The sequence below is a fragment of the Bacillus sp. OV166 genome (assembly GCF_900177675.1).
Lineage (GTDB): Bacteria > Bacillota > Bacilli > Bacillales > Cytobacillaceae > Neobacillus.
The window spans coordinates 222,994-245,000 of sequence record NZ_FXWM01000001.1; the positions used below are offsets into that span (position 1 = coordinate 222,994).

Sequence of the window (22,007 nt, forward strand, 5' to 3'; positions counted from 1 at the left end):
TGTACAAATGATTGTGAGGGATGTTAATGAGCCAGTATTATGATACTAATCCAACAAAGAGCAGTGTTCCAGACCATGACGTCATCATGAGAGGCAGAAAACTTCTTGAGATTACCGGTGTCAAACAAGTGGAGAGTTTTGATAATGAAGAATTTTTATTAGAAACATCGATGGGATTTTTAGCAATCAAAGGACAGAATTTGCAAATGAAAAATCTCGATGTAGAAAAGGGGATTGTTTCGATTAAGGGGAAAATTTTTGATTTAGTTTACCTTGACGAACAGCACGGGGAGAAAGCTAAAGGGTTCTTTAGTAAGTTATTCCGATGACCCTCTCGACTCAATTTATTACGTTGCTTTCAATGATAGGAATGGGGTCGTTATTCGGCGCCATGTTCGATACCTATCAGCGGTTTTTAAATCGGCCGAAAAGAAAGCAGTGGATTGTATTCTTTAATGATTTATTATTTTGGATGATCCAAGCTGTGATCATATTTTACACGTTATTTTTAGTGAATAATGGGGAATTAAGATTTTATATCTTCCTCGCACTTATTTGTGGATTTGCCGCCTACCAGAGTTTATTTAAAGGGATTTACCTTCACTTGCTGGAGGTATCGATTAAAACAACGATAGCTGTCAGCCGCTTTATAAAAAAAGCTTTCCATCTCCTGATTTATAAACCAATCTTGGGTCTTATTCAGCTAATTATTATCATTATCATTTCAATTGGCAGGGGGCTTTTAACCCTTGTTAGATTTATGGGTAAGGTTTTACTATTTATACTAAAGATTATTTTTGTGCCGTTACAAAAAATTATGTTAATTTTTTGGAAACTTTTGCCGAAAAGTCTTAAAAATTCCGTCGAGAAGTTATATAATAAAACGGCAGGAAATTTTCACAAAATCAGGAATTATATAAGTAAGCTGATTAATAGATGGAAAAAACCAAAAGAGTAAGGCGGTGAGGGATATGGGAGCAGAACAAAAGAAAAGTGTGTCAAAGATCCAGACAACATATGTTAAACAGCAGGAGTATGCAGAAATTGCCTCAGCTAGGAAAAAGAAATTATTAGCAAGGCGGCTGTCGATGTTTTTGGTTTTGGCCAGTATTCTCTCTTATTTAATGATTTCCAGCACCATTTCCCAAACTGCTAAACTCAAGGCAAAGATTGCTCAAAAGAAGGAACTTAATCACCAATTAACAGACTTAAAGAATCAGCAGGATATTCTCAATGAAAATATTATTAAATTAAATGATGATGATTATATTGCAAAGTTAGCTAGAAAAGAATATTTCTTCTCTGAGAAAAATGAAATTATTTTTACGATCCCTGATGAAAAAAAGGGGAAATGAACCAATTTGTAGCCATATTGACACTGATTTTTTTCTTTTTGTATAATATAGAGTAGATTGATTTTTTATACTTTTAAGGAGGAACATTCTTTCTATGTCAATTGAAGTAGGCAGCAAGTTACAGGGGAAGGTAACAGGAATTACTAATTTTGGAGCGTTTGTGGAGCTGCCGGGTGGCTCAACAGGACTCGTACACATCAGCGAGGTTGCGGACAACTATGTGAAAGATATTAATGATCATTTAAAGGTTGGCGACCAAGTTGAGGTAAAAGTCCTCAATGTTGAGAAGGATGGGAAAATTGGACTGTCGATTAAAAAAGCGAAGGATCGACCAGAGACGCAGCAAAGGTCCCATTCAAACTCACAATCACAACGTCCTCGTCAGGGTAGAAACAACGATCGCAATAATGCTAAGCCGGAAAATTTTGAAACCAAAATGGCAAAATTTTTAAAAGATAGTGAAGATCGTTTATCTTCCTTAAAACGGCACACGGAGTCCAAGCGTGGAGGAAGAGGAGCTAAGCGGGGGTAAACTTGCTGTTAACTTTTATCAGAATAAGAGTGGCCTTACTCAATATCTATAAATCTAAGACAGGTCTAAATGGCCTGTCTTTTTTTGTTTTTCAATAAAAAAGTGTCAGGCACCATGTGAATTCTTCACATGGTGCCTGACACCCAATGATGACACCCAACGACACAAATTACTATTATTTGAATGATAATAGTGAAAAGCGTCGAACGATTCTTTTTGCTTGTTCACTAATTTGACAAACTTTTCTGACTATTAATTTTATAATTATCTGAACAATGAAAGAATAGGGAGTGTGATTTATGGAAAAGACAAATGCTAGTTTCATAGAACCAGTCAGAGAAGTTAATCTTCATTCATCCAAATGGGCTATGCAGAGTGGATTGAAAAAAATTCAACTAATGCTAGAGTCCTTTTTCATAAAAAAGGGGTATCTGTTATTATTGGTGGGTTTTTTGCTGGGACGGGCCTTGATTTTGGCAAAGTTGACTCCATTTTGCCTTCCCTTTTTTGCCTCTGTTTATTTAATTAAACGAGATCGGGCACCGCTTGCCTTGATTGGATTGATTATCGGTGCAGTGACCATTTCGCTTACAAATGCGGCATTTACCTTCGTAGTTACACTCAGCTACATGGTAGTTTTCCGAATATGTAAGAAATGGTTAAGGAATGAAATGAAATCGACACCTTTTATTGTCGGTATTGTGCTTGGGCTGGGGAAACTGGCTGAAGCGTTTATACTTTCACAGCAATTGACACTATATGATTTAATGATGGTCGGAGTTCAAACAAGTCTTGCTTTTATTTTGACGTTAATTTTTTTACAAAGTATCCCATTGCTAACCTTTAATAAACGGAGACAATTGTTAAAAACGGAAGAAATCGTTTGTCTAATCATTATGCTCGCTTCGATTATGACGGGGACAATTGGCTGGAAGGTTTATGACCTATCGGTGGAGCATATTATGTCGAGATACCTAGTATTAGTGTTTTCTTTTATTGCTGGTGCAACAGTCGGTTCGACAGTGGGAGTCGTCACTGGGTTAATTTTTAGTCTTGCTAGCGTGTCTAGTTTTTACCATATGAGTTTACTTGCTTTTTCAGGTGTCTTGGGGGGCTTGATGAAGGAGGGTAAAAAAATAGGTGTTTCAATTGGATTATTTATCGCTACGCTCCTAATTGGCATGTATGGGGAAGGCGGAGGGTCCATTCTGCTTACTGTATTAGAGTCAGCTGCGGCCATCTTCTTATTCCTCTTAACACCTCAGGTATTAACTTCTCGGTTAGCCAAGTATATCCCTGGTACACCGGAGTACACAGCAGAGCAGCAAAAATATATGCGTAAGATGCGCGATGTTACGGCACAGCGGGTTTCACAATTCTCTAATGTCTTCCATGCCTTGTCCAAAAGCTTTTCACAAATGGAGATCCAGCCAAAAGAAGAGCAAAGTGAACGTGAAATGGATTACTTTATGAGTAACGTAACTGAAAAAACCTGCCAAACATGCTTTAAGAAGGATCAATGCTGGGCGAACAATTTTAATACAACCTATGCCTATATGGAAGAAATTATTCATGAAATGGATCAAAACGACGGGAATGTTTCTACTAAACTCTCGCGCGAATGGGAAAAGATTTGTACACGATCAAAAAGAGTGTACGAATCGATTGGGCAAGAATTAACGTTTTTTCAAGCCAATCAAAAGTTGAAAAAGCAGGTTCAGGAAAGCCGCAGACTTGTTGCGGATCAATTGTTAGGTGTGTCCGAAGTGATGGATAATTTCGCGAAAGAGATCCAACGGGAAAGAGAAAACCACCACAAGCAGGAAGAACAAATTATGGAGGCCATGCAATCGTTCGGAATCCATATTGAACAGGTGGAAATCTATAGCCTCGAGCAAGGAAATGTCGATATTGAGATGTCTTTGCCATTTTGCGATGGCCATGGTGAATGTGACAAGTTAATAGCACCGATGTTATCAGATATTCTCGGTGAAACCATTGTCGTTAATAAGGAAGAATGTGCAACCATTCCGAATGACTTTTGCCGCGTGACATTCAGATCATCAAAGGCGTTTACTGTAGAAACAGGAATCGCCCATGCTGCCAAGGATGGGGGTCTTGTATCGGGAGACAGCTATTCGACGATTGAACTCGGATTAGGAAAATATGCGATCGCCATTAGTGATGGAATGGGAAATGGAGAGAGAGCCCATTACGAGAGTAAAGAAACACTGCTCCTATTACAAAAAATCCTCCAATCAGGAATCGAGGAGAAGGTTGCGATTAAATCTGTTAACTCGATCCTCTCGCTCCGGACGCAGGATGAAATTTTTTCTACATTAGATTTAGCGATGATTGATCTGCAAAATGCTTCAGCCAAGTTCCTTAAGATTGGATCCACACCAAGCTTTATTAAAAGAGGGAGTAAGATTATTAAAATTCAGGCAAGCAATCTGCCAATAGGAATGATTCAAGAATTTGAAGTGGATGTGGTCAGTGAACAACTAAAAGCTGGAGATTTACTAATTATGATGAGCGATGGGGTGTTTGAAGGTCCCTTGCATGTAGAAAATTATGATTTATGGATGAAAAGAAAATTACAAGGATTAGAGACAGATAATCCGCAGGAGGTAGCTGATTTAATTCTCGAGGAAGTCATTCGATCGAGATCTGAAATCATCCATGATGATATGACCGTGACCGTAGCGAAAATAAAACATAATACGCCAAAATGGGCATCCATTCCTGTTCCCAAATTGAAACGGCAGGCCTAATAGAGTATTTTACACCGTCTCTCATTAAAATATGTATAAATCATTTAGATCCCGTCGAAAATGGTACCAATACATGTTGTGAAGGGAGAAGGTTATGTATACAGGGAAAATTCGCCAAATTTTACTTATTACCGATGGATGTTCCAATCAAGGGGACGATCCAATTGCCATGGCTGCACTAGCGAGAGAACAAGGAATCACCGTCAATGTCATCGGTGTGATGGAGCAGGATACCATTGATGAAAAAGGAATGACTGAAATTGATGGGATTGCGATGTCAGGAGGGGGAGTCAGTCAGATTGTCTATGCCCAGCAGCTCTCACAAACGGTGCAAATGGTAACCCGTAAGGCGATGAATCAAACTATTCAAGGTGTGGTTAACCGTGAATTGCAACAAATTTTGGGACGCTCGCAAACAATGGAAGACCTCCCGCCTGAAAAACGCGGGGAAGTGATGGAGGTTGTCGATGAATTAGGAGAAACTGTCGAATTAGAAGTGTTGATTCTTGTCGATACAAGCGCAAGTATGAAACACAAACTTCCGACAGTTAAAGAAGCCCTGCTTGACCTCTCTCTAAGCTTGAACGCTCGAACTGGAGATAATCAATTTTCGGTTTATGTATTTCCCGGGAAAAAGAAAGATGTCGAAAAATTGCTGGATTGGACACCTAAACTGCAAACTCTGACAAGTGTATTCTCCCAGTTGTCCACTGGAGGAATAACACCGACAGGACCCGCGTTACGGACAGCGTTATCCTCTTTCGAAGAAAAACAATCCCTAAGGAGCCTGCTTTCACGTGATGATGAATCATACTTTGAAGAGTCAATGTAAGGTAAGCCAAGGGACAATCATTTCAGGGAAATGGCATTTAAAAAAGTATAAAATTATAAAGGAACTTGGATTTGGAGCAAACGGGGTGGTCTACCTTGCTGAGCATAATAGCACTCAAGTCGCTTTAAAAATGAGTGATAATGGTATGTCAATCACTTCTGAGGTAAATGTTTTAAAATCCTTAGCAAAGGTCCAGGGACCCCCAACCCTTGGACCTTCTTTGCTTGATGTCGATGATTGGCAGAGTAATAACGGACGCATTTCCTTTTACGTGATGGAATATATCCAAGGACCAGACTTTTTATCTTTTTTACAACAAAAGGGGAAATCCTGGACAAGTGTGTTATTTTTGCAGCTTTTAAATGATTTAGACAAGCTTCATGAAAATGGCTGGGTATTCGGTGACCTAAAGCCAGAAAATTTAATCGTCACAGGTCCTCCTCCAAAAATAAGATGCATTGATGTTGGTGGCACGACCATTCAAGGAAGAGCGATTAAGGAATTCACGGAGTTCTATGACCGTGGTTATTGGGGACTGGGGTCTAGGAAAGCTGAGCCTTCCTATGACCTGTTTGCAGTGGCAATGATTATGATTAATACCGCCTATCCAAAAAGATTAACGAAAACCAGTGGAGGAATATCGCAATTAAGAGATGCGATCCGACAGAAGCCAGAACTGCTAGCGTGGGAAAAGGTCATCCTAAAAGCACTTCAAGGCCATTATAGCAGCGCTAAACAAATGAGAGCAGACTTATTAGATCTTATGGTAGATAAAAAAATGCCCGATCCGCCCTTAAAGCCCATTGGTCCGACCAAACCTTCCCAAAAACAGCCGCCCCGGCCAGATTCAAAAGGGAACCAGCCTGTAACAAGGCAGCACTATCGGAAAAAGAAAAAAAAGAGTGGCTGGATGGAATTTTGGTTAATAGCGATCGTGTTAGGTCTTTTATATGGCTGGTACACATTTAATAAATTGCTGTAATTGTTGAAACTATTCCCAAGGTCATTCGTATAAGAAGAAAGGTTATTTAATACGTAGTTCTGTAAGCGGATAACTAGGAAAAATTTCTAAGCATTTTGTAATGCCAATGCTTTGATAGTTTATTCGTAAAAGTGGTAGACTAATGTTATTCTAAACGTTTTAATGCTTTAAACTTTGTTTTAAGAAAGAGTGCAATCATATGTTGGAAACTAAGGTCAAGGCCTTTCTTAATCACCAGGGATTCAGATTAGAATCCAAAAAGATTGTCATTGGTGTTTCGGGAGGCCCGGATTCGCTAGCACTGCTTCACTTTTTGCTTGCGGAACAAGAGAAACAAAATATGACCCTTGTTGTAGCCCATGTAGACCATATGTTTCGTGGTCAGGAGTCCTATGAGGATGCGATGTTCGTCAAAGCATTTTGTGAACAGAATAATCTTCCGTTTGAGATGACTCGCGTCAATGTGCCAGAAATTATCGAAAGCACAGGAAAAAGTTCGCAAATCGCCGCAAGAGATGTAAGGTATGAGTTTTTTTCTAAGATTATGGAAAAGTATCAGTATCGATTTTTAGCCCTTGCACATCATGGTGATGATCAAATCGAAACCATGCTAATGAGATTTACGAGAGGCAGTGCGGGACTGGCTCGAGCGGGTATTCCTTTTTCGAGGCCATTTGAACAGGGAATCATTTTTCGTCCATTTTTAGGATTGGAAAGGGCTGATATTCAGGAATATTGCCTAAATCATAACCTAAGCCCACGAATAGATCCGAGTAACGAGAAAGGGATCTATAGTAGAAATCGCTTTCGAAAAGAAGTTGTCCCTTTTTTAAAAAAGGAAAATCCACATGTGCATGAACATTTTCAACGGTTTAGCGAAGAATTAAAAAGTGATGAAACCTTTCTTCTGGAGTTAACTGTCCAACGAATGAATACAGTTATGACAAAAAAGGAAGAAAGTGAAATCCGCATTGACATTAAACGCTTTCTTGAAGTGCCTATACCTTTACAAAGGCGAGGGATTCAACTAATATTAAACTATCTTTACAAAGAAATACCAGCTTCATTATCTGCCGTACATATCGATCAAGTATTTTTCATAATTAATCATCCCCATCCATCAGGTCAACTTGATTTGCCCAATGGTTTAAAAGTTTCCCGTTCCTATCATTCCCTTTCCTTCCAATTTCAACCGATCGAGGTTGGGTCCTATCATTTTGAAATGACAGTGCCTGGAACGATTTTATTGCCAAATGGCGGGGAAATTAGCAGCAAATATATGGAGGGGGACATTCCAGCGACAAATCCATACACTGCCTTGTTTCATACAAGCAGTATTCAGTGGCCGATTATCATTCGTTCAAGGAAATTGGGTGATCGGATGACAATTAAGGGAATGCAAGGATCGAAAAAGTTAAAAGCCATATTTATTGATCAGAAAGTACCAGTTCATGATCGAAATATGTGGCCTGTACTCACCGACAAAGAAGGTTCTATTATCTGGCTTCCAGGTTTAAAAAAATCTTCTCTTGAAGGCATAGATTACTCAGTTAAACAATATATACTATTCAAATATCAAAAGTAACGATCTTCTAGGGGGCACATTTAGAATGAAACAGGATATTGAAAAGGTCTTAGTATCAGAAGAAGAGATTCAAATTAAAATCCGGGAGTTAGCTGGACAATTAACGGAAGAGTATCAGGATCGATTTCCGCTTGCCATAGGTGTTCTAAAAGGGGCAATGCCGTTTATGGCTGATTTATTAAAACGGATGGATTGCTACCTTGAAATGGACTTTATGGATGTTTCCAGCTACGGAACTGGGCTGGTTTCTTCCGGAGAAGTAAAAATCCTCAAGGACCTAGATACATCTGTAGAAGGCAGAGACATTCTAATCATCGAGGATATTATCGATAGCGGTCTAACACTTAGTTATTTGGTTGACCTATTTAAATATCGGAAAGCAAAATCGATCAAGATTGTAACACTGCTCGATAAACCAACAGGTAGAAAAAGTGCAATTAAAGCTGATTATGTTGGTTTTATTGTGCCAGATGAATTTGTTGTTGGATATGGCTTGGATTATATTGAAAAATATCGAAACCTTCCATATATCGGTGTCTTAAAACCTGAAGTATACAGCAATAATCTTTAAGATACTTATCCGCTCATTCCTAAAGCAACATATAAAGCTTTAAGCATGAGAGTAATTCCTTGAATTAGTAAGATTTTCTATGATACCATTTAGTATAGTTTGCCTATCGTGGGAGGAGGTAAGAGATGAATCGGATTTTCCGTAATACCATCTTTTATTTATTGATATTTTTAGTCATTATTGGCGTGGTAAGTTTCTTTAATGGAAGCAATGAACAAACGGATCATATTTCATATGATAAGTTTGTAACGCAATTAGAAAATGGCGAAGTGAAATCATTTTCAATGCAGCCTGAACGAGGCGTTTATGAAGTTCGTGGTGAGTTAGAAGAGAAAAGCAAAAAATTCATAACCTATATTCCCAACAGCGAAAAGATTCTTGACCGAATTGATAAAGCTGATTCTAAAGTGGAAGTAATGCCTGCCAAGGAAACAAGCGGATGGGTGACTTTCTTTACATCGATTATTCCGTTTGTGATTATCTTTATTTTATTTTTCTTCTTATTAAACCAAGCCCAAGGCGGCGGCAGCCGTGTGATGAACTTTGGTAAATCTAAGGCGAAGCTTTATAATGATGATAAGAAAAAGGTTCGATTTAGAGATGTAGCTGGTGCGGATGAAGAAAAAGCAGAATTGGTTGAAGTAGTGGAATTCTTAAAGGATCCGCGGAAATATGCCGAACTGGGTGCCCGTATTCCAAAAGGAGTGCTTCTAGTAGGCCCTCCAGGTACTGGTAAAACATTGCTTGCTAGAGCAACTGCAGGAGAAGCAGGCGTTCCGTTTTTCTCGATAAGCGGTTCAGATTTCGTTGAAATGTTTGTCGGGGTCGGAGCTTCCCGTGTTCGTGATTTATTTGAAAATGCCAAGAAAAATGCACCTTGTATAATTTTTATTGATGAAATTGATGCAGTTGGACGTCAACGTGGCGCAGGACTAGGCGGCGGACATGATGAACGTGAGCAAACCTTGAACCAATTGCTCGTTGAAATGGATGGTTTTGGGGCTAATGAAGGAATTATCATTATTGCTGCTACAAACCGTGCCGATATTTTGGATCCAGCTCTTTTACGTCCTGGTCGTTTCGACCGACAAATTACCGTGGACCGTCCGGATGTGATTGGACGTGAAGCAGTACTTAAGGTACATGCACGTAATAAACCGTTAGATGAATCTGTAAACTTAAAGAATATTGCGATGCGTACACCGGGATTTTCAGGTGCTGACTTAGAGAACTTGTTGAATGAGGCGGCATTAGTTGCAGCCCGAAGCAGTAAGAAGAAAATCGATATGGAAGATATTGATGAAGCGACCGACCGGGTAATTGCTGGGCCAGCTAAAAAGAGCAGGGTTATTTCCCAAAAGGAACGTAATATCGTTGCATTCCATGAGGGCGGCCATACGGTGATTGGTTTGGTGCTAGATGAAGCCGACATGGTCCACAAAGTTACCATCGTTCCTCGTGGGCAAGCAGGCGGATATGCTGTCATGCTTCCTAGAGAAGATCGTTACTTTATGACGAAGCCTGAGTTGCTTGATAAAATTGTTGGCTTACTCGGTGGGCGTGTAGCGGAAGAGATTGTCTTTGGTGAAGTAAGTACTGGAGCCCACAACGATTTCCAACGCGCTACAGGAATTGCTCGTAAGATGGTAACCGAATACGGTATGAGTGAAAAGCTTGGACCGCTTCAGTTTGGTCAAGGTTCAGGCGGCCAGGTTTTCTTAGGCCGTGACATTCATAATGAGCAAAATTATTCCGATGCAATTGCATATGAAATCGATTTAGAAGTTCAAAGAATCATTAAAGAATGTTATGAACGAGCAAGAGTAATTCTGACAGAAAATCGCGATAAGCTTGATCTAATTGCGAAGACATTACTTGAAGTTGAAACGCTTGTGGCTGAACAGATTAAATATTTGGTTGATCATGGCCATATGCCAGAACCTAATGTCGCTTTAGAAGCCGTTAAAATCGGTCCGAAAAAGGTAGAAGACGTGAAGGTTAATATCAATACGAAAAAGGAAGAGGTTGAGCCGCTTAACACTCCTAATGAAACAGATAATAAATAAATCATCCAAAGAGTGCTTCATTGAAGCGCTCTTTTTTTTTATCAAAAAACATATTTATGTTATTATGTTTTCAGTATAGAAGTGAATAATCTGAAAAGTGAGTGATAGATGTGATTTTCGTATTTGATGTAGGGAATACCAATATTGTACTGGGTGTTTATGATCGTGAGGAACTTAAATATCATTGGCGTGTAGAAACAAATAGAAATCGTACGGAAGATGAGTTTGGAATGAACATTAAAGCATTGTTTGATCATGCTGGCCTCTCTTTTTCAGATATTGATGGCATTATTATTTCCTCTGTCGTTCCACCAATTATGTTTGCGCTGGAAAGAATGTGTCAAAAGTATTTTCATGTGAAGCCGCTTGTTGTTGGACCAGGGATTAAAACGGGTTTAAATATTAAATATGAAAATCCAAGAGAAGTTGGGGCGGACCGAATCGTTAATGCTGTTGCCGCTATCCACGAATATGGCAGTCCTTTGATTATTGTCGATTTTGGAACCGCAACAACTTATTGTTATGTGAATGAGGAACGCCAATATATGGGTGGTGCGATTGCCCCGGGAGTGGGTATTTCAACAGAGGCCCTTTATTCGAGAGCTTCAAAATTGCCGAGAATTGAAATAGCCCGCCCTGAAGCGGTAATCGGCAAAAATACCGTGGCGGCGATGCAGGCTGGTATTGTCTACGGGTATGTGGGACAGGTAGAGGGCATCGTAAAGAGGATGATGGAGCAAAGCGAGAAGAAGCCAGCGGTCATTGCGACAGGCGGACTAGCTAATTTAATTGCCCAAGAATCAACCATTATTGATATAGTCGATCCATTTTTAACTTTAAAAGGCCTACAGCTTATCTATAAGAGAAACGTGGATATCCTAAGGAATAACAGCTAGAAGGGGGTTAACATATGAAGGATTATCTTGTAAAAGCACTTGCCTATGATGGCAATATTCGAGCCTATGCCGTTCGTACAACAGAAACGGTAAGTGAGGCGCAAAGGCGCCATCAAACCTGGCGGACAGCATCAGCTGCACTCGGCCGTACGATGACCGCAGGGATAATGATGGGGGCTATGCTTAAGGGTGAGGATAAATTAACAATTAAGATCAACGGCGGCGGCCCGATTGGCCCGATTGTTGTGGATAGCAATGCCAAAGGGGAAGTGCGGGGGTATGTAACCAACCCAGAAGTTGATTTTGAATCAACTGAAAATGGCAAGCTTGATGTCCGCCGTGCGGTGGGGACCGAAGGGACGCTCGCGGTTGTCAAGGATGTAGGGCTTCGTGATTTTTTCTCTGGACAGGTTCCATTGGTATCAGGTGAATTAGGAGAAGACTTTACGTATTACTTTGCGACATCTGAGCAGACTCCCTCTTCGGTTGGTGTTGGTGTTTTAGTAAATCCCGATGATAGCATATTGGCAGCAGGCGGGTTTATTTTTCAATTAATGCCTGGGACACCGGAGCCCATCATTTCAAATCTTGAAGAAAGATTAAAAACCATTGAGCCCATTTCCAAATTAATTGAACGAGGTTTAACACCAGAACAAATCCTCGAAGAGCTTTTTGGCAAAGAGCAAGTAAAGGTCTTAGAAACGATGCCAGTGGGCTTTGAATGTAATTGCTCTAAAGAACGCTTTGCTAATGCGATTGTTGGCTTAGGGGCAGCAGAGATCCATGCCATGATTGAAGAAGATGGACAGGCTGAGGCTCATTGTCACTTTTGTAATGAAAAGTACCTCTTTTCGAGCGATGAATTGGAAGAACTGAAAAAGGATGCAAAGTAAGGTGCTTACGCTTTTCTGATTGGGGGAGAGACGTTGGGGAGGAAGCAACTTTGGATGGTTATTGCGGCCCTGATCATGGTTAATTGCCTAACAATCGCCTTTTTTCTATCAAAGGCAAATCTGGCAGGCGGAGCAGTAATGAATGAAGAGGCAGTTGCAACAGTCGGAAAAAAAACCATCCTAAGACAAGAATGGCTGAATGAACTAGAAGCCAGATATGGAAAAGATGTTTTAAAAGAAATGGTCGATCAAAAGGTCATAGAGGAAATGGCAGCAAAATATAAAATTAAAATAACCAATCAAGATGTTGAGCGTGAATACAGAATGCTGCAAGCTACCTATAATTCTTTGAGTAAACAAACCGTGAAGAATGAAGAGAAGTGGAAGGAACAAATCCGAAGCAACCTCCTTTTAGAAGAACTTTTAACAAAAGATGTCGAAGTTTCAAGCGATGAATTAAGTAACTATTATGAAAAAAATAAAGAGCTTTTTCATGTGCCGCCTGCCTTTCATTTATCACATATCGTTGTTAGTACAGAGGAAGAAGCAGACCAGGCTTTACAAGAATTGGCACAAGGTTCGAACTTTTCGACATTAGCGATGGAACGGTCGATCGATGAATTTTCAGCTAATGAAGGCGGAGATATAGGATACCTTAGTGAGGAAGATGAACGGTATCCGGTCCAATATATTCAAATAGCTAAGGAATTAAAGAAAGGCGCCTACAGTATGCCGATTAAGGTAGACCAAGGTTATGCAATCATTAAGCTAGAAGGAAAAATAAATGGAAAGAAATATTCCTTTAAGGACGTAAAAGAGCAAATTCGTCGCCAAATTGCTCTTGAACAAATGAAATCGCCAGCTACTGCTTCTACTTTTTGGGATGATGCTAAGGTGGATTGGTTTTACGGTAAAGAAGGAAACTAAAAACACAGATGTTATTTCTGTGTTTTTTCATTTCCAAATTTGAAATATTGTAAATATAGCGAACAAAACGATTGACAAACTAAGTATAAAACTGGTAAATTTAATTATATAAATCCAATCAAATTACTCGGAATAGGGGTGCTCTAAATGGTTCGTGTTGCAAATTCAGTTGCCGATTTAGTCGGTCAAACGCCTATCGTTAAATTAAACAGATTAGTAGATGAAAATAGTGCAGAGGTTTATTTGAAACTTGAATATTTTAATCCTGGAAGCAGTGTAAAGGATCGTATCGCTTTAGCTATGATTGAAGCAGCAGAAGAACAAGGTTTAATTAAACCTGGTGTCGATACCATTATTGAGCCTACAAGTGGAAATACTGGAATTGGACTAGCTATGATTGCTGCAGCAAAAGGTTACAAGGCCGTTTTTGTTATGCCTGAAACGATGAGTTTGGAAAGACGGAATCTACTTCGTGCTTACGGTGCGGAACTTGTGTTAACACCTGGTCCAGCTGGTATGAAGGGTGCTATTGCTAAGGCAGAAGAATTAGTACAGGAACATGGTTATTTCTTACCCCAGCAATTTAAGAACCAAGCGAATCCTGAAGTTCATAGAAGAACAACAGGTAAAGAAATCGTTGCACAAATGGATCAATTAGATGCATTTGTTTCAGGAATCGGAACTGGAGGAACGATCTCTGGAGCAGGAAGTGTTCTTCGTGAAAAATTCCCTGAAATAAAAATCGTTGCTATTGAACCAACAGATTCACCTGTTCTTTCTGGCGGATCACCTGGCCCGCATAAGCTTCAAGGTCTTGGAGCAGGATTTATTCCAGAAACCTTAAATACTGATATTTATGATGAAGTGATTCAAGTTGGAACGGAAGATGCTTTTGCTGCATCAAGACGTGCAGCTAGAGAAGAAGGAATTCTTGGTGGTATTTCTTCAGGAGCAGCAATCCACGCTGCATTAGAAGTTGCGAAGAAACTTGGAAAAGGTAAAAAGGTTCTAGCAATTATTCCTGATAACGGTGAACGTTATTTAAGTACAGCGCTTTATCAGTATGATGCTGAATAAATAGTAAAGTGGCAACGCCTGTTTAGCGGCGTTGCAACTAGACAATTAAAGAGAGGCGTCGGCTTACCGATGCTTCTTTTTTTTGTAAACTAATTAAGATTTCATGTATGATAAAAAGAGTGAAAAAAGCCTGTATAGGAGGATTAGGTATGAGAGCAACTCAAGAACAAATCAAATGTGGACCATATACCTTGGATAGTAGTAAAAAAACCATTATTATGGGCATTTTAAATGCAACTCCAGATTCCTTTTCAGATGGCGGCAAATTCAATCATGTTGAAATGGCTGTGGAACGAGCAAAAGAAATGGTCGCAAATGGGGCTGATATCATTGATATCGGCGGTGAATCGACACGGCCTGGCTTTGCAGCGGTTCCCCTCGAGGAAGAACTCAAACGGGTAATGCCGGTAATTGAAGCAATCGCTAAGCATGTCGATGTACCAATCTCGATTGATACGTATAAGGCAGAAGTGGCAAAGCAGGCGATTGAAGCAGGAGCCCATATAATCAATGATGTATGGGGGGCAAAAGCCGATGAAAAAATGGGTCAAGTTGCTGCAGACTACGGTGTTCCAATCGTGCTTATGCATAATCGTCATGACCGAAACTATAAGGTTTTCATGAGAGATGTCATTAATGATCTTTATGAAAGTATAACGATTGTCAAAAATGCAGGTGTAACGGATGAAAATATTATTCTCGACCCTGGTATCGGTTTTGCGAGGGATTATCAAGAAAATCTGCTAACTATGCAGAATTTAGATACATTTGTTAAACTAGGCTATCCAGTATTATTAGGGACATCCAGAAAAACAATGATTGGACAGGCATTAGATCTTCCAGTTCACGAAAGAATGGAAGGTACAGGAGCAACGATTTGTTATGGAATCCAAAAGGGCTGCCACATAATACGTGTTCACGATGTCAAGGAAATGAGCAGGATGGCAAAAATGATGGATGCCTTAATGGGAAAGGGTGAACTGATTGGATAAAATTTATGTCAATCGAATGGAGTTTTACGGCTACCATGGTGTTTTCCCGGAAGAGACTCGGCTGGGACAGCGATTTGAGGTTGATTTAACCGTTTCCCTTGATTTAAAAAAAGCAGGCGAAACAGATGAACTGGAGCACTCAGTAAATTATGCTGAGTTATACAAAGTATGTAAGGAAATAATCGAGGGGCAGCCGTATAAGTTAGTCGAGGCTGTTGCAGAAAGCATTGCTTCAAACGTCCTGATGGGGTTTCCACTTGTATCCGAGGTTACAGTAACCGTGATTAAGCCAAATCCGCCGATTGCAGGCCATTACAGGTCTGTTGCAGTAGAAATTACAAGGAGAAGATAAAAGTGGAAAACACAGCGTTTATTTCCCTTGGCTCGAATCTAGGAAAACGATATGATAACTTAACGAGTGCAATCAAAAAATTAACAAGCTATTCTGATCTTCATTTGGTAAATTACTCCTCAATTTACGAAACAGATCCGGTTGGCTATGAAGACCAAGATTTATTTTTGAATATGGTAATTGAGATTCAGACGGCATTAAGTCCAATGGAATTGCTGGATTTATGCTTAAAAATCGAATTGGAACTTGGGAGAAAAAGGGAAATAAAGTGGGGTCCGCGAACAATAGACCTTGACATTCTTACCTTTAACCAAGAAAATATTGAAAGCGAGAAGCTCATAGTTCCACATCCGAGGATGTTAGAACGGGCTTTTGTAATTATTCCACTTTTAGAGATAATTCACGACAGTCCATTTTTAAAGATAAATAAATTGCTTGAATCATCGTTAGAAGAATTACCTGATAAAGAAGGAGTCCGAATATGGAAGCGGAAAAATGGGGAAGACGGATTCGTGCCTATCGGAAGCTAAAGGGCTTTACACAAGAAGGCTTTTCGAAGGAACTAGGTGTATCTGTATCGATTTTAGGAGAGATTGAAAGAGGAAATCGCCTGCCTGCAGTTGACCTGCTTGAGAGAATTGCGCATTCATTAAAAGTAAGTATTGATGATTTAACGCCTAAGGAATAAGTTCATCAAAGAATAGGGGGTGGCTTCATGTTGAAAATTGGCGATATTGAAATGAAGAATCCAGTGGTTTTAGCTCCAATGGCTGGGGTATGTAATTCTGCATTCCGTCTAACGGTGAAAGAGTTCGGTGCTGGTTTAGTTTGTGCAGAGATGGTAAGCGATAAAGGTATCGTTTATAAAAACGAAAAAACAATGAATATGCTTTACATCGATGAGCGTGAAAAACCGCTTAGTTTGCAAATTTTTGGAGGCGTAAGGGAAACACTTGTCGAAGCAGCCAAATTTGTTGATAAGAATACCAATGCTGATATTATCGATATTAATATGGGCTGCCCTGTTCCAAAAATCACTAAATGTGATGCGGGAGCAAAGTGGCTTCTTGATCCAAATAAGATCTACGAGATGGTTTCTGCGGTAGTTGCGGAAGTGGAAAAGCCTGTTACCGTGAAAATGCGGATGGGATGGGATGAACAGCATATTTTCGCTGTGAAAAATGCCCAAGCAGTAGAACGCGCAGGAGGAAAGGCTGTGTCGCTTCATGGCCGAACGCGTGTTCAAATGTATGAAGGAAAAGCTAACTGGGATATCATCCGTGAAGTAAAGCAAAACCTTAACATTCCGTTAATTGGGAATGGGGACGTCCAGACACCACAGGATGCAAAACGAATGCTCGAGGAAACTGGTGTGGACGGAGTCATGATTGGAAGAGCTGCCTTAGGAGATCCATGGATGATTTATCGTACCGTACAATATTTAGAAACTGGTATATTAATGCCTCAACCAACTGTTAGAGAAAAGATTGATGTATGTATTCTTCATCTTGACCGTTTAATCGCTCTGAAAAATGAAAATATTGCGGTTCGCGAAATGCGCAAGCATGCTGCTTGGTATTTAAAAGGGGTCCGCGGCAACGCTAAAGTTCGTAATGCCATTAATGAGTGTGAAACAAGAGATCACTTAGTGACAGTATTAAACGACTTAGTGTTAGAAGTTGAGGAACAAGAACAAAGTCAGTTGATCGTAGGGTAAATTTGTCACTTAAAGTGTCTTTTTCGATACTAATTGGATGCTGCCAGTGAAATAACTGGCAGTTTTTATTTTATTAAGATCTTTTTTGATGTCTGAAAGTATAAGTTTGTGTAAAATAATAAAGTATGTAGAAAAATGGATGGATTAATAAAAGCATTTTACATAATAAATGATTATTGGAGTGGATTTTATGAGTCAGGAAGATTTAAATGACCAATTAAGGGTCAGACGTGAAAAAATGAACACGATGCGCGAAAATGGTCTTGATCCATTTGGTAAGCGTTTTGACCGTTCACACAATACAAATGAATTGATCGAGCAATATGGAGAATTAGAAAAAGAAGACATCGAAGCAAAAAACATTTCCGTTTCTTTAGCAGGCCGAATTATGACGAAGCGTGGAAAAGGTAAAGCAGGTTTTGCGCATGTTCAAGATTTAACAGGTCAAATTCAAGTATATGTTCGTCAGGATGCTATTGGTGAAGAGAATTACAAACTATTTGATACAGCTGACCTAGGGGATATTATTGGGGTAACTGGAACATTATTTAAAACAAAAGTGGGCGAACTATCGGTAAAGGTAGTAAACTTTGTGTTCTTAACAAAGGCATTGCGTCCGCTGCCTGATAAGTTCCATGGGCTTAAAGATGTGGAACAGCGTTACCGCCAGCGTTATTTAGATTTAATCATGAGCCAGGAAAGTAAGGCGACATTTATTGCGAGAAGCCGCATTATTCAATCGATGCGTCGTTATTTAGATGACCATGGTTATTTAGAAGTTGAAACACCTATGATGCATTCTATCGCTGGGGGTGCGTCCGCACGTCCGTTCATTACGCATCATAATGCTCTCGATATGCCGTTGTTTATGAGGATTGCCATTGAGCTTCACTTAAAACGGTTAATTGTCGGCGGTCTGGAAAAGGTTTATGAAATTGGCCGTGTATTCCGTAATGAAGGGGTCTCTACCCGTCATAACCCAGAATTCACAATGATTGAACTTTACGAAGCCTACGCAGATTATCGTGATATCATGAGTCTTACTGAGAATTTAATCGCCCACATTGCTCAAGAAGTAGTTGGTTCTACTACAATTCAATATGGGGAATATGAAGTAGACCTTAAACCGGAATGGAAAAGACTTCACATGGTTGATGCCATCAAAGAATACACGGGTGCAGATTTCTGGAAAGAGATGAGTGTGGAAGAGGCTCGTGAACTTGCTAAAGAACATGGTGTCGAAATTAATAACAACATGCTTTATGGTCACATAGTAAATGAATTCTTTGAGCAAAAAGTAGAGGAAAAGTTAATCCAGCCTACGTTTATTTACGGCCATCCAGTAGAAATTTCTCCGCTTGCGAAGAAAAATGATGAGGATCCAAGATTTACAGATCGTTTTGAATTATTTATTGTAGCGCGCGAGCATGCCAACGCGTTTACAGAGCTTAATGATCCGATTGATCAAAGAGAACGATTCGAAGCGCAATTAAAGGAACGCGAACAAGGGAATGATGAAGCCCATATGATGGATGATGACTTCGTTGAAGCGCTGGAGTATGGTATGCCGCCTACTGGAGGATTAGGAATTGGGATAGACCGCATAGTTATGCTGCTGACTAATTCACCATCTATTCGCGACGTACTGTTATTCCCATTAATGCGTCATAAGTAATATCTTTAAAAAGTGCCTTTGCTGAACTGGCACTTTTTTTATTGCTTTTAGCCGTGAAGAGTTAGAATAGTTTTACTTTGTAATTTTATATAAAAAAGTAATAAATACTATTGCAGTAGGTCTTTAATGGTGGTATATTAATATCTGTTGCTGCGAGACAGTGATGGCAAGAAAAAAGAAATAAAAAAAGTTATTGACTTTACATTGATAACTTGATAAGATTATAAAGTCGCTTTTAGGCGATAGAGAAAATTGATCTTTGAAAACTAAACAAACAAAATCGTGCAAACAAACAAAAATTTTAGTTTCAATTAAGAAACTAAGCCAACGTAACAAAATGAGCTAATCAACTTTCTTGGAGAGTTTGATCCTGGCTCAGGACGAACGCTGGCGGCGTGCCTAATACATGCAAGTCGAGCGAATCAATAGGAGCTTGCTCCTGTTGATTAGCGGCGGACGGGTGAGTAACACGTGGGCAACCTGCCTGTAAGACTGGGATAACACCGGGAAACCGGTGCTAATACCGGATAATCCTTTTCCTCTCATGAGGAAAAGCTGAAAGTCGGTTTCGGCTGACACTTACAGATGGGCCCGCGGCGCATTAGCTAGTTGGTGAGGTAACGGCTCACCAAGGCGACGATGCGTAGCCGACCTGAGAGGGTGATCGGCCACACTGGGACTGAGACACGGCCCAGACTCCTACGGGAGGCAGCAGTAGGGAATCTTCCACAATGGACGAAAGTCTGATGGAGCAACGCCGCGTGAGCGATGAAGGCCTTCGGGTCGTAAAGCTCTGTTGTTAGGGAAGAACAAGTACCGGAGTAACTGCCGGTACCTTGACGGTACCTAACCAGAAAGCCACGGCTAACTACGTGCCAGCAGCCGCGGTAATACGTAGGTGGCAAGCGTTGTCCGGAATTATTGGGCGTAAAGCGCGCGCAGGCGGTCCTTTAAGTCTGATGTGAAAGCCCACGGCTCAACCGTGGAGGGTCATTGGAAACTGGGGGACTTGAGTGCAGAAGAGGAAAGTGGAATTCCACGTGTAGCGGTGAAATGCGTAGAGATGTGGAGGAACACCAGTGGCGAAGGCGGCTTTCTGGTCTGTAACTGACGCTGAGGCGCGAAAGCGTGGGGAGCAAACAGGATTAGATACCCTGGTAGTCCACGCCGTAAACGATGAGTGCTAAGTGTTAGGGGGTTTCCGCCCCTTAGTGCTGCAGCTAACGCATTAAGCACTCCGCCTGGGGAGTACGGCCGCAAGGCTGAAACTCAAAGGAATTGACGGGGGCCCGCACAAGCGGTGGAGCATGTGGTTTAATTCGAAGCAACGCGAAGAACCTTACCAGGTCTTGACATCCTCTGACACTCCTAGAGATAGGACGTTCCCCTTCGGGGGACAGAGTGACAGGTGGTGCATGGTTGTCGTCAGCTCGTGTCGTGAGATGTTGGGTTAAGTCCCGCAACGAGCGCAACCCTTGATCTTAGTTGCCAGCATTTAGTTGGGCACTCTAAGGTGACTGCCGGTGACAAACCGGAGGAAGGTGGGGATGACGTCAAATCATCATGCCCCTTATGACCTGGGCTACACACGTGCTACAATGGATGGTACAAAGGGCTGCAAGACCGCGAGGTTTAGCCAATCCCATAAAACCATTCTCAGTTCGGATTGCAGGCTGCAACTCGCCTGCATGAAGCCGGAATCGCTAGTAATCGCGGATCAGCATGCCGCGGTGAATACGTTCCCGGGCCTTGTACACACCGCCCGTCACACCACGAGAGTTTGTAACACCCGAAGTCGGTGGGGTAACCGTAAGGAGCCAGCCGCCTAAGGTGGGACAGATGATTGGGGTGAAGTCGTAACAAGGTAGCCGTATCGGAAGGTGCGGCTGGATCACCTCCTTTCTAAGGATAAAGCTGGACCTGTGAGCCAGACAAAACAGTTTGTGACACGATCTTTGTTTGTTTAGTTTTGAGAGTACAATTCTCTCAAAGCTTTTTTTAATCGTTCTTTGAAAACTAGATAATCGTAATGAAGAAGTCAATGTAAGAACCGAGTCAATGCCATTTTAGTTTTCTCTCTTATGTAAGTAAGAGAATAACCTTTTAGGTTAAGTTAGAAAGGGCGCACGGTGAATGCCTTGGCACTAGGAGCCGATGAAGGACGGGACTAACACCGATATGCTTCGGGGAGCTGTAAGTAAGCTTTGATCCGGAGATTTCCGAATGGGGGAACCCGCTGTTCGTAATGGAACAGTATCTTTACCTGAATACATAGGGTATGGAAGGCATACCCGGGGAACTGAAACATCTAAGTACCCGGAGGAAGAGAAAGCAAACGCGATTCCCTGAGTAGCGGCGAGCGAAACGGGACATAGCCCAAACCAAGAGGCTTGCCTCTTGGGGTTGTAGGACACTCAACATGGAGTTACAAAGGAACGGGGTAGATGAAGCGATCTGGAAAGGTCCGTCATAGAAGGTAAAAACCCTGTAGTCGAAACTTCGTTCCCTCCTGAGTGGATCCTGAGTACGGCCGGACACGAGAAATCCGGTCGGAAGCAGGGAGGACCATCTCCCAAGGCTAAATACTCCCTAGTGACCGATAGTGAACCAGTACCGTGAGGGAAAGGTGAAAAGCACCCCGGAAGGGGAGTGAAATAGTTCCTGAAACCGTGTGCCTACAAGTAGTTAGAGCCCGTTAATGGGTGATAGCGTGCCTTTTGTAGAATGAACCGGCGAGTTACGATCCCATGCAAGGTTAAGTTGAAGAGACGGAGCCGCAGC

20 protein-coding genes and 2 rRNA genes (1 of these 22 running past the window's edge) are annotated in these 22,007 nt (G+C 41.0%); all 22 read left to right on the forward strand.

Annotated elements, in window-relative coordinates; all coding sequences use genetic code 11:
* Positions 1-26 precede the first annotated feature (26 nt).
* Positions 27-329: a sporulation protein YabP gene (gene yabP, locus CCK98_RS01075; protein WP_088084934.1), complete on the forward strand. Its 303-nt coding sequence runs from the start codon at positions 27-29 to the stop codon at positions 327-329.
* Entirely contained in the window at positions 326-958 is a 633-nt protein-coding gene (yabQ, locus tag CCK98_RS01080; protein WP_088084935.1) for a spore cortex biosynthesis protein YabQ, read from the forward strand. Before yabP ends, yabQ begins: the two co-directional genes overlap by 4 nt.
* A gap of 13 nt (positions 959-971) precedes the next feature.
* Complete coding sequence (locus tag CCK98_RS01085; RefSeq protein ID WP_088084936.1) at positions 972-1,355, forward strand: septum formation initiator family protein; 384 nt, start codon at positions 972-974, stop codon at positions 1,353-1,355.
* A 94-nt stretch (positions 1,356-1,449) separates the two neighbouring features.
* Positions 1,450-1,887 carry a S1 domain-containing RNA-binding protein gene (locus tag CCK98_RS01090; protein WP_088084937.1) on the forward strand — a complete coding sequence of 146 codons (438 nt, stop codon included), beginning with the start codon at positions 1,450-1,452 and terminating at the stop codon, positions 1,885-1,887.
* A 299-nt stretch (positions 1,888-2,186) separates the two neighbouring features.
* Positions 2,187-4,661 carry a stage II sporulation protein E gene (gene spoIIE / locus CCK98_RS01095; protein ID WP_088084938.1) on the forward strand — a complete coding sequence of 825 codons (2,475 nt, stop codon included), beginning with the start codon at positions 2,187-2,189 and terminating at the stop codon, positions 4,659-4,661.
* A 94-nt stretch (positions 4,662-4,755) separates the two neighbouring features.
* On the forward strand, positions 4,756-5,493 hold the full coding sequence (locus CCK98_RS01100; RefSeq protein WP_088084939.1) for a VWA domain-containing protein: 738 nt from the start codon (positions 4,756-4,758) through the stop codon (positions 5,491-5,493).
* Positions 5,462-6,475 carry a serine/threonine-protein kinase gene (locus CCK98_RS01105; protein ID WP_088084940.1) on the forward strand — a complete coding sequence of 338 codons (1,014 nt, stop codon included), beginning with the start codon at positions 5,462-5,464 and terminating at the stop codon, positions 6,473-6,475. The genes CCK98_RS01100 and CCK98_RS01105 overlap by 32 nt, the downstream gene beginning before the upstream one ends.
* 199 nt (positions 6,476-6,674) lie before the next feature.
* Complete coding sequence (gene tilS, locus CCK98_RS01110) at positions 6,675-8,060, forward strand: tRNA lysidine(34) synthetase TilS (protein WP_088084941.1); 1,386 nt, start codon at positions 6,675-6,677, stop codon at positions 8,058-8,060.
* Positions 8,061-8,085: 25 nt separating this feature from the next.
* Positions 8,086-8,631 (forward strand): hypoxanthine phosphoribosyltransferase, encoded by a 546-nt coding sequence (gene hpt / locus CCK98_RS01115; RefSeq protein WP_088084942.1) that lies wholly within the window; start codon positions 8,086-8,088, stop codon positions 8,629-8,631.
* Between the two features lie 125 nt (positions 8,632-8,756).
* Entirely contained in the window at positions 8,757-10,697 is a 1,941-nt protein-coding gene (gene ftsH / locus CCK98_RS01120) for an ATP-dependent zinc metalloprotease FtsH (RefSeq protein ID WP_088084943.1), read from the forward strand.
* Positions 10,698-10,807: 110 nt separating this feature from the next.
* The gene (locus CCK98_RS01125) at positions 10,808-11,593 is read left to right on the forward strand and encodes a type III pantothenate kinase (protein WP_088084944.1); all 786 of its coding nucleotides are present in this window, start codon (positions 10,808-10,810) and stop codon (positions 11,591-11,593) included.
* Positions 11,594-11,607: 14 nt separating this feature from the next.
* Positions 11,608-12,486 carry an Hsp33 family molecular chaperone HslO gene (gene hslO, locus CCK98_RS01130; protein ID WP_088084945.1) on the forward strand — a complete coding sequence of 293 codons (879 nt, stop codon included), beginning with the start codon at positions 11,608-11,610 and terminating at the stop codon, positions 12,484-12,486.
* A 33-nt stretch (positions 12,487-12,519) separates the two neighbouring features.
* Positions 12,520-13,413 (forward strand): peptidyl-prolyl cis-trans isomerase, encoded by an 894-nt coding sequence (locus tag CCK98_RS01135; RefSeq protein WP_088084946.1) that lies wholly within the window; start codon positions 12,520-12,522, stop codon positions 13,411-13,413.
* Between the two features lie 147 nt (positions 13,414-13,560).
* On the forward strand, positions 13,561-14,490 hold the full coding sequence (cysK, locus tag CCK98_RS01140; RefSeq protein ID WP_088084947.1) for a cysteine synthase A: 930 nt from the start codon (positions 13,561-13,563) through the stop codon (positions 14,488-14,490).
* Positions 14,491-14,639: 149 nt separating this feature from the next.
* Positions 14,640-15,482: a dihydropteroate synthase gene (gene folP / locus CCK98_RS01145; protein WP_088084948.1), complete on the forward strand. Its 843-nt coding sequence runs from the start codon at positions 14,640-14,642 to the stop codon at positions 15,480-15,482.
* Positions 15,475-15,834 (forward strand): dihydroneopterin aldolase, encoded by a 360-nt coding sequence (folB, locus tag CCK98_RS01150; protein WP_088084949.1) that lies wholly within the window; start codon positions 15,475-15,477, stop codon positions 15,832-15,834. The genes folP and folB overlap by 8 nt, the downstream gene beginning before the upstream one ends.
* 2 nt (positions 15,835-15,836) lie before the next feature.
* A complete protein-coding gene (folK, locus tag CCK98_RS01155) occupies positions 15,837-16,364 on the forward strand; it encodes a 2-amino-4-hydroxy-6-hydroxymethyldihydropteridine diphosphokinase (RefSeq protein ID WP_088084950.1) in 528 nt (175 codons plus the stop codon).
* Complete coding sequence (locus CCK98_RS01160; RefSeq protein WP_088084951.1) at positions 16,316-16,522, forward strand: helix-turn-helix domain-containing protein; 207 nt, start codon at positions 16,316-16,318, stop codon at positions 16,520-16,522. Before folK ends, CCK98_RS01160 begins: the two co-directional genes overlap by 49 nt.
* 27 nt (positions 16,523-16,549) lie before the next feature.
* Positions 16,550-17,551: a tRNA dihydrouridine synthase DusB gene (dusB, locus tag CCK98_RS01165; RefSeq protein WP_088084952.1), complete on the forward strand. Its 1,002-nt coding sequence runs from the start codon at positions 16,550-16,552 to the stop codon at positions 17,549-17,551.
* A 190-nt stretch (positions 17,552-17,741) separates the two neighbouring features.
* Positions 17,742-19,226 (forward strand): lysine--tRNA ligase, encoded by a 1,485-nt coding sequence (gene lysS / locus CCK98_RS01170; protein ID WP_088084953.1) that lies wholly within the window; start codon positions 17,742-17,744, stop codon positions 19,224-19,226.
* 352 nt (positions 19,227-19,578) lie between these two features.
* Positions 19,579-21,128 (forward strand): 16S ribosomal RNA (locus tag CCK98_RS01175).
* Positions 21,129-21,332: 204 nt separating this feature from the next.
* Positions 21,333-22,007 (forward strand): 23S ribosomal RNA (locus CCK98_RS01180) (it continues 2,260 nt past the right edge of the window).
* The 16S and 23S rRNA genes sit together here, the layout of an rRNA operon.

Bases quoted from the DNA above. Each gene is read 5' to 3' on its own strand.
- yabQ (WP_088084935.1), top strand. From the start codon at position 326: ATGACCCTCTCGACTCAATTTATTACGTTGCTTTCAATGATAGGAATG.
- CCK98_RS01100 (WP_088084939.1), top strand. From the start codon at position 4,756: ATGTATACAGGGAAAATTCGCCAAATTTTACTTATTACCGATGGATGT.
- spoIIE (WP_088084938.1), top strand. From the start codon at position 2,187: ATGGAAAAGACAAATGCTAGTTTCATAGAACCAGTCAGAGAAGTTAAT.
- CCK98_RS01085 (WP_088084936.1), top strand. From the start codon at position 972: ATGGGAGCAGAACAAAAGAAAAGTGTGTCAAAGATCCAGACAACATAT.
- hpt (WP_088084942.1), top strand. From the start codon at position 8,086: ATGAAACAGGATATTGAAAAGGTCTTAGTATCAGAAGAAGAGATTCAA.
- lysS (WP_088084953.1), top strand. From the start codon at position 17,742: ATGAGTCAGGAAGATTTAAATGACCAATTAAGGGTCAGACGTGAAAAA.
- CCK98_RS01105 (WP_088084940.1), top strand. From the start codon at position 5,462: ATGATGAATCATACTTTGAAGAGTCAATGTAAGGTAAGCCAAGGGACA.
- CCK98_RS01090 (WP_088084937.1), top strand. From the start codon at position 1,450: ATGTCAATTGAAGTAGGCAGCAAGTTACAGGGGAAGGTAACAGGAATT.
- ftsH (WP_088084943.1), top strand. From the start codon at position 8,757: ATGAATCGGATTTTCCGTAATACCATCTTTTATTTATTGATATTTTTA.
- CCK98_RS01160 (WP_088084951.1), top strand. From the start codon at position 16,316: ATGGAAGCGGAAAAATGGGGAAGACGGATTCGTGCCTATCGGAAGCTA.
- hslO (WP_088084945.1), top strand. From the start codon at position 11,608: ATGAAGGATTATCTTGTAAAAGCACTTGCCTATGATGGCAATATTCGA.
- tilS (WP_088084941.1), top strand. From the start codon at position 6,675: ATGTTGGAAACTAAGGTCAAGGCCTTTCTTAATCACCAGGGATTCAGA.
- cysK (WP_088084947.1), top strand. From the start codon at position 13,561: ATGGTTCGTGTTGCAAATTCAGTTGCCGATTTAGTCGGTCAAACGCCT.
- dusB (WP_088084952.1), top strand. From the start codon at position 16,550: ATGTTGAAAATTGGCGATATTGAAATGAAGAATCCAGTGGTTTTAGCT.
- yabP (WP_088084934.1), top strand. From the start codon at position 27: ATGAGCCAGTATTATGATACTAATCCAACAAAGAGCAGTGTTCCAGAC.
- folP (WP_088084948.1), top strand. From the start codon at position 14,640: ATGAGAGCAACTCAAGAACAAATCAAATGTGGACCATATACCTTGGAT.